Source organism: Synechocystis sp. PCC 6803 substr. PCC-P, from assembly GCF_000284455.1.
In the GTDB taxonomy this organism is placed as follows: domain Bacteria; phylum Cyanobacteriota; class Cyanobacteriia; order Cyanobacteriales; family Microcystaceae; genus Synechocystis.
In genome coordinates this window covers 2037565-2052307 of record NC_017039.1, presented here as the reverse complement: position 1 = coordinate 2052307, position 14743 = coordinate 2037565, and the positions used below count along the sequence as shown (strand labels likewise).

Here is a 14743-nt window from a genome sequence, read left to right as displayed (position 1 = left end):
TATGTTTAACAGAATCAAAGATAAACTCAAATTCAAATTAGCAAAAGTCCTTGCTCCAGAAATTGATAAAAAGCTAGCAGTGGAGGAAAAACTGTCCTCCGTACAATTTTTTGGCATTGCCCCTTGGTACCAGGAAAACCTTTGGGAACCGCCAGTGCAAATAGTATTACGAGATCTCTGTAAGCCGGGAGATGTTGTCTTTGATGTGGGGGCAAACTTTGCGGGTTTAACCACAGTAATGTCGAGAATGGTAGGGCCAAAGGGTATTGTTTGTGCCTTTGAAGCTAGCCCCCGCATTATTGATAAAACCCAACGCAATTTAGTATTGAGTGGCTGTAATAATGTCCAGCTTTTTCACCATGCGGTTTACTCCACTTCCCATGAAACTGTAAAAATTTACCTGGGCAGCCATCTCAATGACAGTATTTACAGTGAAAATGGAGAAGGCTCCAGCTATGAAGTCAAAACCATTGCTCTAGATGACTTTGTGGAACACACCAAGCTGGTGCCAAATTTACTAAAAATGGACATTGAAGGAGCAGAATTTGATGCCATTAAAGGTCTGGAAAAAACGTTAGTTTCTGCCAAACCCCATTTAGTTTTAGAAACCCAGCGGGATGATACTCGATGTTTGGATTTTCTGCGCAATTTGGGCTACGTTGCCATCGACGTTAATACCTATCGGGAAGTTAAAACTGCTGACGATTATCCTGTGGGGGCAGACATTCGCAATAATCTCTATATCCATGGCGATCGCCTAGGGGAAACTCCCTACCAAGTCCCATTTCAGTTTGAGAGCCATAGCCTGTTAGATGCCGATCATTTCGAGCGGGGTAAGGATGGTTCTGCTCGCCTCAAAAGTAAGTTAATTTTGCCCAAAGGTCGCTATTTAATTGATTGGGATTTCACCGCAGAAGGCACCCAAAATGATTTAATGTGCGGTGTTAAAGTTAATGACAAAGTGATATTTCGCTACCATGCCTTTAGTCAACTATTAGCCTCTAGCTATCGGGATTGGGTGATTAATTTGCCCGAAACTAGTGAAATTCAACTTTATTTTGAATTCCAACATGGCACCCAAGATCCAACCCTAACCATCAATAGTGCCAAAATCACCAAAATCGCCAACTTTGACCATCTTCCTGCCGCCCTTTACTTCTAGTGTTTAATCCCCAATGTTAGTTCCCCTTCTTGGTTTGGCGATCGGGTTTCTCCTGTTAACTTTTAGTCTTTTGGTTTACAAGGGAGTGACCATTGTCCAACGCTATACTTTCTTAGGCAAATTTGAAAATAATGTGCTTTTTATTTGGGGGAATATTTCCATTTCCCTAGCTGCGATGCTGGGTATTGCTGGTTATTGGAATGTTTTTCAGGGGGACGATCTACGTTTGGGGAGAATTGTTTTGTTCCTCGTCGGAATAATAGCTACGAGCTGGTCAATACTCGAAACACTGGATATTAATCACCCTCTGAAGAAATTTGCTGTTGCGGAAAAGATCAAAAAAATAGGGGTGTTAAATATTATTGGCTACATTCTTAGTGGCGCGGCAGTTCTAACCTTAATTTCTATTTTTGGTATTGCTTTTTTTGACTATAACTATGGTGGTGATGCTTTTATGTATCACATACCCTTCGCCGCCAGAATTTGGGGCATTATTCCCCCAGAACAATATACTTTTGAATATTTTACAGAAAATCGATTTCTTGGTTTTCCCCTCTTGGCAAACTGGCTGCAGGGATTGTTCTGGGTGGTTTTTAACCGCATTGAAGCGACTAATTTAGTTTCTTACTTTAGCCTAATAATTTTAATTGTTTATCTCGTAAAAGTTCCAAAAATTCCCTTCTACCTAGCTAGCCTTTCCCTGCTGGCCGTGCCCATGATTCACATGCATGCGGCAAGAAGTTACATTGATTTGCCAGGTAATGTTGGGGTTAGCATTTGCATTTTAACTTTATATTTACTCTACATACATAAGGTTAAACTTAATTTAAAAACCATTTCAATTTTATTCTTATCCGCATTTGTGGCGGCCAACATTAAATTGCAACTAATTCCTGTAGTTTTTTTGTTAATACTTTGTTCATTGCCACTTTTTGTTATTAACTACTGGCAAACAGATAAAACTCGCCAGGCCAATATGCTCAAATTAGCCCAAGTATTTGCATTGGGTACCCTTGCTAGTCTGATCATTTTCTACAACCCCATCAAGAATATTGTTCTTTACCAAAACCCTGCCTATCCTGTCAAAATTACCATTGTTGGCCAGGTGCTTAATCACACCGAAGAATCTCCCAACTTCATGCACGAAAAGATTCGCCGGCTCCCCCCCCCAGTCCGATGGGGACAATCTTTATTAGAAATTAATGCTTTTGACGATCGCCGACCCTGGCGCTGGACCTTGGCCATGGATTTTATTTCGTGGAACGAAGAACGTTTTGGCATGGGGGGTTACTTTGGCGGCTATGTAATTTTTAACGCTGTGCTTTTTGTCTTTCTTTGCTGGAAAAATTGGCAAAAATCCACCAAAGTGGCCCTGGCTTTGATGCTAATTATGTCGGTGGTGACTATGTGGATGCCTCAATCTTACGAATTGCGCTACTACATGTATTGGATGATTGTGTTTGTCAGTCTCAACGCCTATTTAGTTACCCGTTTCGCTGAGCATAGTCCCAGCCCAAAAACTATTCTGAAGCCCCAATATTTTGGCTTAGTTGCCTTTGTGTTTATGATTATCTTTATCCACAAAACTAACAAATTCTTTACCTATCCGGCTTTTCAACCCCTGACCCAACAGTTAGAAACCGCAGATTGGATGGTGAAAAAGGAAATTTTTAGTCAAATTAAAGATGGTGATCGGGTTTGCATTGTGGAAAAAGCACCCTTTAGTTTCTTTTACAATTCCTATTTTCATCCCGGACGGAATTATTCAGTTCGAGCCGAATTTAATCTCGAGGATGAAAGGATGAAGGATAAATGTGAAGGATTAAAAATTCTGCGCTAAGAGGCCATTGGCGATCGCCTAACATCGGACTAACCTCTGCCGCAACTTCTTGGAAAGTAGTCGAAATTAGCGTTTCATGGCCCGAGCCATATCTCGGTCATCCTGACGACGCTTTAAAGTCTCCCGTTTATCGTGGAGTTTTTTCCCTTTACCAAGGCCCAGAGCAACTTTTACCCAACTACCCTTGAAATACATTTTCAACGGCACTAAAGTTAGGCCTTTTTGCTCAACTTGACCAATTAATTTCCGAATTTCCCAGTTATGCATTAGCAAACGCCGGGTACGACGGGGATCATGGTTAAAAAATAAACTACTTTTGTCATAGGGCGAAATATGCACGTTCATCAACCAGACTTCCCCGTCCCGCAGCAGAGCAAAACCATCCCGTAAATTAACCTTCCCTGCTCGAATTGACTTGACCTCAGTACCCTGCAGCTCGATGCCCGCCTCATAGGTCTCTAAGATTTCGTACAGAAAACGAGCCTGGCGATTATCGCTGACAACTTTTATCCTTTCTTTTTCCTTAGCCATGAACCGTCAGTAATGTATCCGTAATATGTCTGTTAGATGTTGCTCTTGTAGATCCAAAAGCATGGCCTACCGAAAATACCAGGAACTCGCTGTCACCAATGACCCCCAGCAGCCTATGCTGTGATTCCCTATAAACAATCCGAGCCTGAAAAGGATGACTCCAGATTCTTCCGTTGTTCCATACGGCTAAGGAAATAGCCTGTCATCATGGCCGAAGCCAACAGATTAGCGAAATCCTCCCGGTCAGTAGTGATTTGCACATCGAAGTCATCCATGGGTAACATTCCCACTAGGCCTTGGACATTCTGGTGAATAATCTCTTTAATCTCGGGGCTGGCGGATTGGGCAATCCAGGCTAAGGTTTCGGGGTGTTGTTTTTGCAGATATTGGAGCAGTGTGTTGACCCGTTGTTCTTCCTGTTCAGACGTATGAAAGTCAAAGTTAAATTCCATTATTACTCCCTAACTCCGGACTGACCTTTTAATCACTGGCATTACCTTCCACTATAGCGGCTCAGGCAAAGTTTTGTAAAAAGCCATAAAACTGGCTAGGGTAAACAAGTACCCAAAAACCTGGGGGAATAGCCCATACTTAAATTGACATTTAGGTAATCTAAGAATTTTTGAAAAATACTTAAATTTTCCTATAGACACAGATGGTGCGAGCCATGGTTTCCAACCGTATCTGTAAGGGCGAACGATGGGATTCGAACCCACGAGTGGAGGAACCACAATCCTCTGCCTTAACCCCTTGGCTACGCTCGCCGTTTCGCTTTCGGCATTAACCATGCTAGCACAGTGTTTGGATCTTTTTGGCACTATTTCGACTTAATCTCAATTTGGGGGGTTAGTTGTTCCGCTGCAGCGGATTCTAACCATTGGGGGAGATTTTCTGGCGTAATAGTTTGTAGATTCTCTAACAGCAAAACGCTGGACCGAAATAAACTCTCTATATCCACTTCCCGATGGTCAGGGCGAAAACCCTTCAAGCGGCGGATACCCTCCCCCAGTAAAGTCACTGCTCCCCGCCAATTGTGATTGCCAAGATGATAGTGGGCTACGGCAATTTGCAAAATACCTTGGTAGAAATTTTTCTCCGTCGGGTTAGCCTCTAGCCACACTGCTTCGAGGGTGTTATGGCAGGCGTAAAAATCTTGCCGGTTAAATTGTTCGATGCCTAGGCTTAGGCCGATATTTTCGTCCATGGTTAATGGATGCACTGTCGATATGTCGATAGAGGGGAGGGTCAATATTAGGTCAGTTGGGATGGAGCCGAGGTAATTTTCCGCTAGACTGGGAAGCGTATTCTGCGGATTTTTCTTCCACCCGGTTTCTGCTTTTTTGCTTTTCCGAATGGCGATCGCCTGTTTACCATGACCAAGCGTAGTAATTTGGATTCTAACCACATTATTTATCGTTCCGAAGAGCTCCTAGGAGCCGCATCAAACCGCTACAACATTACTGTCAGGGTAGCCAAGCGAGCCAAGGAAAATCGCTCCGAAGATTTTGACAGCATTGACGATCCCAACATGAAGCCGGCTATCCGGGCCATCATTGAAATGTCCGACGAGCTCACCCGCCCAGAAATTATTAGCGATAATTAATTCCCCCAGTTCCATGTTTAAGCCCCTTTTTCCCCTGACGTTACTATTGGGTTGTCTGAGCTTTTTGCTCACCATGCTACTCCATAGTCCCGGACAGTGGGGGGCTGTTTCCCAGGCTCAGCCGGCCCCGCCCGCTCAGGGAGTGCCCGCCGGAGGATATACGGTGGTGGTGGAAATAATTGCTCAGCAGGTTTACGCTCGTTTTCCCGATTTGCCCAAGGGTAACGATTACCGCCGCCAAAGCGATGGTAGCCCAGATCCGGAGAATACCCTGATCAGTCGGATGATCCGATATCACCGCGATATACAAAAAAGGCCAACCCGCTATCGTTTTGATTGGCGTTTAACCCTAGCGGATTACCTTGGTGCCAATGATCAAATGGTGCCGGAGCGTTATCCCGGTTTTTCCACTCTCCAAACAAGTCCCCTCGATGGCGATCGCCAACTTATTGCCGGGCTAAATCGGAAACAACGGCAGGAATTAGTAGATTTTCTCGCCGAACTTTATCGCCCCCAGGCCGCATCCAATGGAACAGATTCTGGTTCGGGGGAACAAGGTGATCAGAATCCAACGGCGCCCCCAGCCGTTACAGCTCCCAATCAACCTGGACTTTCCCAGCCGGGGGATGCCCAATTGTTGATGCCCTAGCTCTTCAACGGCGGAAAAATAAAACACAAATAATTAACCCCGACTTGGGCATAGGCTGCTTCAGACGGGGTTGATAAGAACAGGCAAGAAGTCAAACAAAAGCGTTTGGGCTTTGGAAAAGCTGAGAATTAAATTAAGCAAAAGATCGACAAAAATTAATCACTGAATGAGACTGCACGTCAACGGGCAGGATGCAAACATGGGTTTATGAATTAAATTAGTTTCCCCATGGAGCCAACTTAACCAACGCACTTCCTGAGGATGGATTCCTTTGGCGGTCAAGGTGGCGGCCCCAGAAAGAACCAATAAAACTGTCCCTCCCAAAAGACTGCTGGCTACTAAGAGCACAGCACTCATCGGTAAAACTGACTGTAATACCACCGTCGCCAAAACCCCCACTGTAGCGACCAAAAACACCAGCGGGAAACCGACCACCAATAGACAAACTAACAGGGTGAAAGTCCAAACAGAAAAACTCTTCATTAGGACGAGCATATAGCTCATTCCTACTCCTTCCCTTGACGAAAGCTCCATAACTATTAACTCCAACAACAACAATCGGGTGAGGCAGACCCCAAACAACGGTGCCCAAATTGAAGGCTCCGACTGGGGGCTGTTGAGTCCAGTATAGGCAACGACTTCGAGAAACTGAGATTTCTTTATAATTATTTACATTTAATCATTGACATTTATTCATTATTCTTACACTCTGCTGTTTCCCAGCCATAGGTAAAAATTAACCTCAACTCTATTTATCTCAGTTTAAAGCCTGATTTCATGGCTAGTTTGTCGTTTAGCTTTGATCCCCACATTTTTCTTTTTTGTGCTGGAGACGGCATGGAGAAGGCAATTAATGCAAGACTCAGTTAGTTTTACATTTGTTAACAATTTGTCGCTTGAATCTCATTAAGGACATAGGGACAAACGTGGGGAAACAAATGCGTCGTTTTGTTAAACAACTGACGAAAAACAGAAAAAAGTCTTTAACCTATTAAATAATGTCCCCAATGTCCCCATTGAATTCGACCGGTTATATTCGTTGCTGCAGGCTGTATCGTCTCCTCTGTCTGCATCAAAGGTTTACCGGGGGTTAGCTGTGCCACAAGTGCAAAATCCGGTGAAAAAATCCCATGAACCAACCTCCCCGCCCCTCTGTTCCCCCGTTGCCCCCCCTTCCCAACAATCCTGCTGGGCGACCTGCGTCGTCCATTCGGCAAGAAAGTATGGCTCCGGAAACTCAGTTTATGCCAGCTCCCCCCAGCATTGGCCAGCCCCAACCGCAACATCGTCCCCCGACACCCAATTTACCCACTAGCCCACCAGCCCCAAGCCATGCCAACCTAGGGCGATCGCCAGGACAACCTAGTCTGGAGGAGTTAATTCGCAGTGCCTTTGACCAAGGTTTTTCCGATGTTCACCTGGGGATAGGGGAGGTGCCTCGCATGCGGGACCGGGGAGAAATGGTGCCCCTCCGCTATGAGCCAACGGATCAGCAAACTTTCATGAGTTGGCTGCGGGAAATTCTCACTGAGGATGAAATCCAACGATTCAAGCGGGAATTGGAATTTGACGGAGCAAAGCAGTACGACTTTGCCAGGATTCGGATTAACGTTCTTGAAAGTCTGTTGGGCTCCGCCATGGTACTGCGGATTATTCCCCTCAAGATTTTGACCCTGGAACAGTTGCGCTTGCCGGATATTTTGCGTACTGTGTCCGACTCCCACAAAGGCCTGATTCTAGTGACGGGGCCCACCGGTTCCGGTAAATCCACTACCATGGCCGCTATGGTGGACTACATCAACAAGGAGCATGCCAAACACATCATTTCCATTGAAGATCCGATTGAATTTGTACACCAAAGTCGTCGTTCCTTGATCCGCCAAAGGGAAGTGGGCATGCACACCCTGGAATTCGACAACGCTCTGAAGGCTTCTCTGCGGGAAGACCCGGATATTATCCTGATTGGGGAGATGCGGGACCGGAGTACGGTGAACACCGCCCTCAAAGCTGCCCAAACCGGTCACTTGGTCATGGGAACCCTGCACACCAACAGTGCCATTAAGACCCTAGAAAGGATTTTGACCCTCTACACAGCGGAGGAACAACCAGCCATGCGGACGGCGATCGCCGAATCTTTGGTGGCCATCGTTGCCCAAGGTTTATGCCGTACTACCGATGGGAAACGGGCCGGTTTCCATGACATTCTGATTAATACGGAAACGGTCAAGGATTATATTCGCCAAGGCAAGTACGATGAAATTGCTGAACTGATGGAGGATGGGGAGTACGACGGTATGATAACTGCCAACCAATCCCTATTTAATCTCTACCAAGAAGGGCGGATCACCGAGGAAGTAGCTTTGGAAATGGCTCCGGTGCGGAATGAAATGGCCATGCGACTGCGGGGCAGAACCTAAGGCATGCGGTACGCCCTAGTCCACGAGTGGCTCACCCCGAAGGCCACGGGGGGGTCGGAATTGGTGGTGCAGGAGATTCTCAGTCATGTGACGGCGGATCTCTATGCCCTGATTGATTTTGAGTCCACCAACCCCCACAGCTATCTTTACGGCCGTTCCATTGGCACCACTTTTTTGCAACATTTTCCCCGGACAGAACAGGGAGTGCAAAAATATTTACCTCTTTTGCCCCTGGCGATCGAGCAATTGGACTTGGGACAGTATGACGTTATTCTTTCCTCTTCCCATGCTGTGGCCAAGGGAGTGTTGACTGCGCCCCACCAAGTTCATATTTGCTATTGCCATACCCCCATGCGCTATGCCTGGGATTTAACTTTTGACTATTTAAACAACAGTCGGATGGGACGGGGTTTGCCGGGGATTTTGACCCGTTACCTGCTCCACCAACTACGGCAATGGGATGTGATTTCCGCCAATCGAGTGGATTACTTCTTGGCCAATTCACAGCATACGGCCCGGCGCATTTGGCGTTGCTACCGGCGATCAGCCGATGTGGTCTATCCCCCCGTGAATTTAGACCGTTTTACCTACCAAGAAAAAAAAGATGATTTTTTCCTGACAGTCTGCCGTTTAGTGAGCTATAAACAGGTCAAGCTGATTGTCCAGGCTTTTAACCAGTTGCAATTGCCCCTAGTGGTGATTGGCGATGGTCCTGATTTACCGCTCCTGCAGGAATTGGCTCAACCCAACGTGCAGATCCTTGGGCCCCAACCCAATGCCGTAGTGGAGGATTACATGGCTAGGGCCAAAGCCTTTGTTTACGGAGCCTGTGAAGATTTTGGCATTGCCCTAGTGGAAGCCCAGGCCTGTGGCACCCCAGTCATTGCCTTTGGCCGTGGGGGGGCATTGGAAACCGTAGTTGACTATCAAAAAAATCCCAAAACTGCCACCGGGATTTGGTTTGATCAACAAACAGTAGAGTCTTTGGTGCAAGCAGTGGAAACTTTTTCCAACATTAGCCATCAGATCAGTTCAGAGAACTGTTTCCTGCAAGCAAACCGTTTTTCTTCTAAAATATTTCAAACGTCGTATCTGGCGTTGCTGGAAAAATACTGTCATCAAGCCCCTCGTCGGACTTAGTGGCGGTGGGAGTCCTCAGTTATTTAGCAAAGAATCGTAACAATTGTCGATTCAGGCTTTATGATTAGGACCATATGGTGTGATGTGTGATGGAGTACGATGACTGCCAATAGCTCACCGATCTCTGTAAAAGCCCTCCGTGCTTTGATGAGACGCGGATTTTATCCAACGGTCTCTCCGAGAAGGTATCAAGGTTCCCGCTCCAGTTCCCTCACCGGAACCGTGGCTAAAAGGGTATTCGATATCTGTTTCTCCCTGTCGGTACTGGTTCTCTGTTCCCCCCTCTACCTGGCGATCGCCCTAATGATTGCGGTCAGCTCTCCGGGGCCTATTTTCTATGTGCAAGAAAGGGTGGGGCGCAAATTTAAACGTTTCAAATGTATTAAGTTCCGCACCATGGTCACCAATGCCGATGAGGTGTTGGAAAAGCTGATGGCGGGCTGTCCTCAAACCAGAGAAGAATTTGAAAAGAACTTCAAACTCCGTAATGATCCCCGCATTACCTGGATTGGCAAATTTTTGCGCCTGACTAGCCTGGATGAATTTCCTCAATTCTGGAATGTGCTCAAGGGGGATATGAGCTTGGTGGGGCCCCGTCCCTTGGTGCCGGAGGAGTTGCACAAGTATGGACGTCAAATTAACCAAGTTCTGAGCATTAAGCCAGGGCTAACCGGCTTATGGCAGGTTTCTGGCCGCAACGATATTCCCTATCCTGAGCGGGTGCAAATTGATGTTTATTACGTCTATTACCGCACCATGACGTTGGATTTACTGATCATCGCTAAAACCCTGGGTGTGATGCTGTTTCCCAACAATAATGGGGCTTATTAACTCTCCTAAGCTAATTCAGCTCCTAATTTAATTAATTTTCGAGCCTTCCTTGATGTGGCCAAAATTAGACCACATTCAGTTTGGTTAGAGTCTATTTATCCCTTCCTTGCATCCATAGCAACATTTAGGGAATTCTTTGCCGCAAATAAACCAACAGCTTTTCAAAATGGGCTGGCATAGGGGCGATCGCCGTAATTATTTCTCCGCTCACCGGATGGATGAGGGAAAGCTGGTGGGCATGGAGGGCTTGGCCGGGCAGGTTGACGTTGACACTGCCAGGGGAAGTGTAGAGATTATCCCCTACCAAAGGATGGCCCATTTGCTTACTGTGTACCCGAATTTGGTGGGTACGGCCCGTTTCTAGCTGAAATTCCAACCAACTGTGGTTCCCAATCCTTTCCAACAGTCGCCAATGGGTAACCGCTTCCCGACCCCCTTTTTCCACCGGGACAATACCCATTTTCTGGCGATCGCCGGGATGACGGCCCACGGGGAGATTGACCGTGCCTTGAATTTCCTTTGGAGATCCATAAACAATGCCCCAATACAGACGGCGAGCAGTTTTCTCCTTGAGTTGAACCTGTAGGTTATGCAGTGCTAATTCAGTTTTGGCCACCACCATCGCTCCAGTGGTGTCTTTATCCAAACGGTGGACAATGCCCGGTCTTTGCACGCCGCCAATGCCAGCCAAATCGGGACAATGGGCCAACAAAGCATTAACCACTGTGCCGTCGGGATGACCAGGGCCGGGATGCACCACCAATCCCGCTGGCTTGTTGATGATAATTAACTGTTCATCCTCATACAAAATATCCAAGGGAATATTCTGGGCCACCACATCCAAAGGAATCAACTCAGGAATATTAACCACCAGGCGATCGCCAGTTTTGAGGATCAAGTTTTTATCCTGACAAACTAACCCATTGCGTTGCACCTGCCCCGACTCAATCAATTTTTGACAACGGGAACGGGACAACTCTGGTAGCTGTTCCGCCAACCATTTATCCAGGCGGACACCCAGTGTGCCTTCGGCAACGCCATCGGCCGTTACCAACAATTCTTGATAGGGATCTGAATCCGTAACTTCATCAATAATTTGGTCAATCATCTATTCTTCTTCCGGTGAAAATTGTCCTGGCAACGCATGGGGAATCAATGCATCCAAATTGATCACCTCCAACGCAGAAACATGGGTGGCACTTAAATCCACCAGCGGAGCCATGCCCGCATCCTTTGCTTCCTGCCAGCGGGCCGCACATAAACACCATTTATCCCCTGGTTTTAATCCGGGAAATTGGTAAGCCGGTTGGGGTGTGGAAAGATCATTGCCCCGGGCTTTGGAAAACTCTAAAAATTCCGCTGTCACCTGGGCACAAACCACATGGCGGCCGAAATCCGTCGGCCCCGTTTGGCAATAACCATTACGGTAAAAGCCCGTCAACGGTGACTTACAGCAACATTTGAGGTCACCGCCCAACACATTCTTATCCCGGGAATCCTGGAGAGTAGCCATATTGTTTAAGCAAAAATAAGAATTCTATTTAACAATCTTCACACCAAAACCATGGTAGTGCCGCCGCCAAAAAGACTAAAATGATAGGTTCGTTGCGGCCATAGTCCCGACGATGATTTTCCGTGAACAACAGCAATGCTTAACCCAAACCTAGCAGAGATTGAACTCTCCCAAGACGACTACCAACGGTATTCCCGCCACATTATTTTGCCGGAGGTGGGGCTCGACGGCCAAAAACGTATCAAGGCCGCCAGTGTCCTGTGCATTGGTTCCGGGGGTCTAGGTGCCCCATTGCTACTCTATCTGGCTGCAGCGGGGGTAGGACGGATCGGTTTGGTGGATTTTGACATTGTTGATACTTCCAACCTGCAACGGCAAATCATCCACGGCACTTCCTGGGTAGGCAAGCCCAAAATCGAGTCTGCCAAGCAGAGCATTATGGAAATTAATCCTTTCTGTCAGGTGGACCTCTACGAAACCCAGATTTCCTCCGCCAATGCTCTAGACATCATTGCCCCCTACGACATTGTCATCGATGGTACGGACAATTTTCCCACCCGTTATCTAACCAACGATGCCTGTGTGCTGTTGAATAAGCCCAACGTTTACGGCTCCATTTTCCGTTTTGAGGGACAAGCTACGGTGTTTAACTACCAAGGGGGGCCAAACTACCGTGACCTCTATCCAGAACCGCCACCGCCGGGGATGGTACCTTCCTGTTCCGAGGGGGGAGTTTTAGGTATATTACCGGGCATCGTGGGTACGATTCAGGCAACGGAAGCACTAAAAATCATTTTGGGAGCCCCCAACACCCTCAGCGGTCGTCTGCTGCTGTTCAACGCCTGGGATATGAAATTCCGGGAATTGAAACTGCGCCCCAATCCTGTGCGGCCGGTCATTGAAAAATTAATCGATTATGATCAGTTTTGCGGCATTCCCCAGGCCAAAGCCGCTGAAGCAGAACAGGCCTCTGCTCTGTCGGAAATGACAGTACGAGAGTTGCATGCCTTGATGGAAAGTCAAGAAAAAGACTTTATCCTCTTAGATGTTCGTAATCCCAATGAATATGATATTGCCCGGATCCCTGGCTCCGTACTAGTGCCTCTGCCGGACATTGAAGAAGGCCATGGCATTGACAAGGTCAAAGAATTGCTAGACGGCCACGAGGGCATTTTGATCGCCCATTGCAAATTGGGGGGGCGTTCCACCAAAGCTTTATCTCTGCTTAAAGAGGCCGGCATTGAAGGCATCAATGTTAAAGGGGGTATCACTGCTTGGAGTCGGGAAGTGGATCCCAGCGTGACCGAATACTAAACTTTTGTTTTCCTAATAGTTGTTGATCACGTTGATCATATTGGCGATCGCCATTTTCCTGGTAGTGGAGATGGCGGTCACTTTTTTGTATGGAATTTACCCAATTGATTGACCTTCGCTAGCTTGAAATAAGCAAAAATACACCAACGGAAATCATTAGAGCGCCGGCTAAATAATTCATTATCCGTTTATTTTGTCTACTGATTAATAGCCCTGAGCGGTGGGCAAGAAAAGCATAAAATATTTTTACACCTCCCACCGTCAGAATGGCGGTTAAGATTATGACTGCGATATCAAGATAGGCAATATTATTGACATCAACAAAAGTGGGTAAAAAGCCCAGGTAAAACAGGACAGCTTTTTGATCGGCTAAAGTTATGAGCAATCCGGCGGAAAAACTAGAAGAGAGGGATTTGACATCTACCTTGGCCAGACTTTGATTGTTAACTTTGGCTCGGATAGTGTTAATTCCCAGCCAACTTAAATAAATGCCGCTGATATATTTAAGAATGACAAAAAAATCGCCCATTGCCCCCCGTAAAAAAGCTAAACCCCAGAGAGCAATGAGAATAAAAATAATATCGCCTAAAACAACGCCAAGGGCCGCAAATAAGCCATGAATAAAACCACCACTGGCACTTTTACTCGAAACGGTTAACACACTCAAGCTGGGAAGAGCCGCTAGGATCAACATCGCCCCAAACAAACTGAGTATGTTAGACCAACCCATGGTTAACACCTTAAATAATCTAACGACTCCGAAGAATTTCTAGGGTCACATCCCCGTCAAAATCTGGAATGGGAGCCTGGCACTTAGTCAGGGCCACTTTTACTTGCTGGGTTTTGCCTGTTCCTAAAATGGCATCGGCGATCGCCTCGGCCAGTTTTTCAATCATTTTAAACTTGGACTCACGGATGAGCTTTTGCACGATCGCCACCGCATCCGCATAGTTGAGGGTATCGTTTAGGTCATCGCTCTGCCCAGCCTTGGCCAAATCGATCCAGATGGTGAGATCAACCTCAAACCATTGCCCTAAAAACTGTTCTGCATCGAAGTAGCCAGTGTAACCATAGGCTCGAATTCCCTTAACGTTTAACGTATCCATAAATTGATTAAGTACTAGCTGACTACCAGATATTGAACTAAGAACAACAAGTTCCCCAGCTAACCATGGTATGATCACCCCGTCAAAAATTGCCATAATTTTTCCCTGCCATGCCTCCCCAATTTCCCTTAGCTACGGTTGGTGCGCTGGTTACTGCCCCCGACGGCCGAGTTTTAATTGTCAAAACCACCAAATGGCGGGGCACCTGGGGGGTGCCTGGGGGAAAGGTGGAATGGGGAGAAACATTAGAAGCGGCCCTAAAACGGGAATTCCAAGAAGAAGTGGGGTTAGATCTACGGGAAATAAAGTTTGCTTTGGTACAGGAAGCGGTGAATGATGAACAGTTCCATTGCCCAGCCCATTTTGTTTTATTAAACTACTACGCCCGTTGTGAGTCCACTCAGGTGATTCCCAATGAGGAAATTGTTGAATGGGAATGGGTCACTCCCCTAGAAGCATTGGATTTTCCCCTTAATAGTTTTACCAAGCTACTTTTGGAAGATTATCAGCAACGTTTTATGTCCATTTAATGATTACTAAAATCAGTTTTTTTTGGCAATCAATGAAACTAAATTCGTTAAGCTTGACCCAACTAGAAATTGATTTTTAACTATTTAGTATTTTAACAATAAGCAAA

17 protein-coding genes and 1 tRNA gene are annotated in these 14743 nt (G+C 46.5%); 9 read left to right on the top strand and 9 right to left on the bottom strand.

Annotation, left to right across the window (positions count from 1 at the left end):
* The first annotated feature begins 1 nt into the window (after position 1).
* Together SYNPCCP_RS09765 and SYNPCCP_RS09760 are read left to right on the top strand one after the other, a co-directional pair.
* A complete protein-coding gene (locus SYNPCCP_RS09765; RefSeq protein ID WP_010873072.1) occupies positions 2 to 1162 on the top strand; it encodes an FkbM family methyltransferase in 1161 nt (386 codons plus the stop codon).
* A 13-nt stretch (positions 1163 to 1175) separates the two neighbouring features.
* Complete coding sequence (locus tag SYNPCCP_RS09760) at positions 1176 to 3002, top strand: hypothetical protein (protein WP_010873071.1); 1827 nt, start codon at positions 1176 to 1178, stop codon at positions 3000 to 3002.
* A 66-nt stretch (positions 3003 to 3068) separates the two neighbouring features.
* Here SYNPCCP_RS09760 and smpB read toward each other — a convergent pair whose 3' ends face one another.
* From smpB to SYNPCCP_RS09740, 4 genes are all read right to left on the bottom strand, one after another.
* A complete protein-coding gene (smpB, locus tag SYNPCCP_RS09755) occupies positions 3069 to 3533 on the bottom strand; it encodes an SsrA-binding protein SmpB (RefSeq protein ID WP_010873070.1) in 465 nt (154 codons plus the stop codon).
* Between the two features lie 128 nt (positions 3534 to 3661).
* Complete coding sequence (locus SYNPCCP_RS09750) at positions 3662 to 3985, bottom strand: DUF760 domain-containing protein (RefSeq protein ID WP_010873069.1); 324 nt, start codon at positions 3983 to 3985, stop codon at positions 3662 to 3664.
* Positions 3986 to 4224: 239 nt separating this feature from the next.
* Positions 4225 to 4297: transfer RNA gene (locus tag SYNPCCP_RS09745), tRNA-His, on the bottom strand.
* A 53-nt stretch (positions 4298 to 4350) separates the two neighbouring features.
* Positions 4351 to 4737, bottom strand: a complete 387-nt coding sequence (locus SYNPCCP_RS09740; RefSeq protein ID WP_014407119.1) for a DUF309 domain-containing protein — start codon at positions 4735 to 4737, stop codon at positions 4351 to 4353.
* Positions 4738 to 4905: 168 nt separating this feature from the next.
* Here SYNPCCP_RS09740 and SYNPCCP_RS09735 point away from each other — a divergent pair, with 168 nt between their 5' ends.
* Together SYNPCCP_RS09735 and SYNPCCP_RS09730 are read left to right on the top strand one after the other, a co-directional pair.
* Positions 4906 to 5136 carry a DNA-directed RNA polymerase subunit omega gene (locus SYNPCCP_RS09735; RefSeq protein WP_010873067.1) on the top strand — a complete coding sequence of 77 codons (231 nt, stop codon included), beginning with the start codon at positions 4906 to 4908 and terminating at the stop codon, positions 5134 to 5136.
* 13 nt (positions 5137 to 5149) lie between these two features.
* Positions 5150 to 5785, top strand: a complete 636-nt coding sequence (locus tag SYNPCCP_RS09730; protein ID WP_010873066.1) for a hypothetical protein — start codon at positions 5150 to 5152, stop codon at positions 5783 to 5785.
* 159 nt (positions 5786 to 5944) lie between these two features.
* Here SYNPCCP_RS09730 and SYNPCCP_RS09725 read toward each other — a convergent pair whose 3' ends face one another.
* Complete coding sequence (locus SYNPCCP_RS09725) at positions 5945 to 6289, bottom strand: hypothetical protein (RefSeq protein WP_020862287.1); 345 nt, start codon at positions 6287 to 6289, stop codon at positions 5945 to 5947.
* 626 nt (positions 6290 to 6915) lie between these two features.
* Between SYNPCCP_RS09725 and SYNPCCP_RS09720 the strand changes: the two genes are divergently transcribed.
* The 3 genes from SYNPCCP_RS09720 to SYNPCCP_RS09710 all read left to right on the top strand — a co-directional run bounded on the left by SYNPCCP_RS09720 (position 6916) and on the right by SYNPCCP_RS09710 (position 10173).
* Positions 6916 to 8202 carry a type IV pilus twitching motility protein PilT gene (locus SYNPCCP_RS09720; RefSeq protein ID WP_010873064.1) on the top strand — a complete coding sequence of 429 codons (1287 nt, stop codon included), beginning with the start codon at positions 6916 to 6918 and terminating at the stop codon, positions 8200 to 8202.
* Between the two features lie 3 nt (positions 8203 to 8205).
* The gene (locus SYNPCCP_RS09715; protein WP_010873063.1) at positions 8206 to 9342 is read left to right on the top strand and encodes a glycosyltransferase; all 1137 of its coding nucleotides are present in this window, start codon (positions 8206 to 8208) and stop codon (positions 9340 to 9342) included.
* Between the two features lie 99 nt (positions 9343 to 9441).
* A complete protein-coding gene (locus SYNPCCP_RS09710; protein ID WP_010873062.1) occupies positions 9442 to 10173 on the top strand; it encodes a sugar transferase in 732 nt (243 codons plus the stop codon).
* 124 nt (positions 10174 to 10297) lie between these two features.
* Here the strand turns inward: SYNPCCP_RS09710 and SYNPCCP_RS09705 are convergent, their stop codons facing one another.
* Both SYNPCCP_RS09705 and SYNPCCP_RS09700 read right to left on the bottom strand, forming a co-directional pair.
* Positions 10298 to 11281, bottom strand: coding sequence for an RluA family pseudouridine synthase (locus SYNPCCP_RS09705; RefSeq protein WP_010873061.1), 984 nt, complete (start codon positions 11279 to 11281; stop codon positions 10298 to 10300).
* On the bottom strand, positions 11282 to 11686 hold the full coding sequence (locus SYNPCCP_RS09700; protein WP_010873060.1) for a DUF2237 family protein: 405 nt from the start codon (positions 11684 to 11686) through the stop codon (positions 11282 to 11284). It abuts the gene before it with no gap.
* 135 nt (positions 11687 to 11821) lie between these two features.
* Here SYNPCCP_RS09700 and moeB point away from each other — a divergent pair, with 135 nt between their 5' ends.
* A complete protein-coding gene (moeB, locus tag SYNPCCP_RS09695) occupies positions 11822 to 13000 on the top strand; it encodes a molybdopterin-synthase adenylyltransferase MoeB (RefSeq protein ID WP_010873059.1) in 1179 nt (392 codons plus the stop codon).
* A 118-nt stretch (positions 13001 to 13118) separates the two neighbouring features.
* Here moeB and SYNPCCP_RS09690 read toward each other — a convergent pair whose 3' ends face one another.
* On the bottom strand, positions 13119 to 13739 hold the full coding sequence (locus SYNPCCP_RS09690) for a LysE family translocator (protein WP_010873058.1): 621 nt from the start codon (positions 13737 to 13739) through the stop codon (positions 13119 to 13121).
* A gap of 10 nt (positions 13740 to 13749) precedes the next feature.
* Positions 13750 to 14202 carry a dihydroneopterin aldolase gene (gene folB / locus SYNPCCP_RS09685; protein WP_010873057.1) on the bottom strand — a complete coding sequence of 151 codons (453 nt, stop codon included), beginning with the start codon at positions 14200 to 14202 and terminating at the stop codon, positions 13750 to 13752.
* Positions 14203 to 14216: 14 nt separating this feature from the next.
* Here folB and SYNPCCP_RS09680 point away from each other — a divergent pair, with 14 nt between their 5' ends.
* Positions 14217 to 14636 carry an NUDIX domain-containing protein gene (locus SYNPCCP_RS09680; RefSeq protein WP_010873056.1) on the top strand — a complete coding sequence of 140 codons (420 nt, stop codon included), beginning with the start codon at positions 14217 to 14219 and terminating at the stop codon, positions 14634 to 14636.
* Positions 14637 to 14743: the final 107 nt, after the last annotated feature.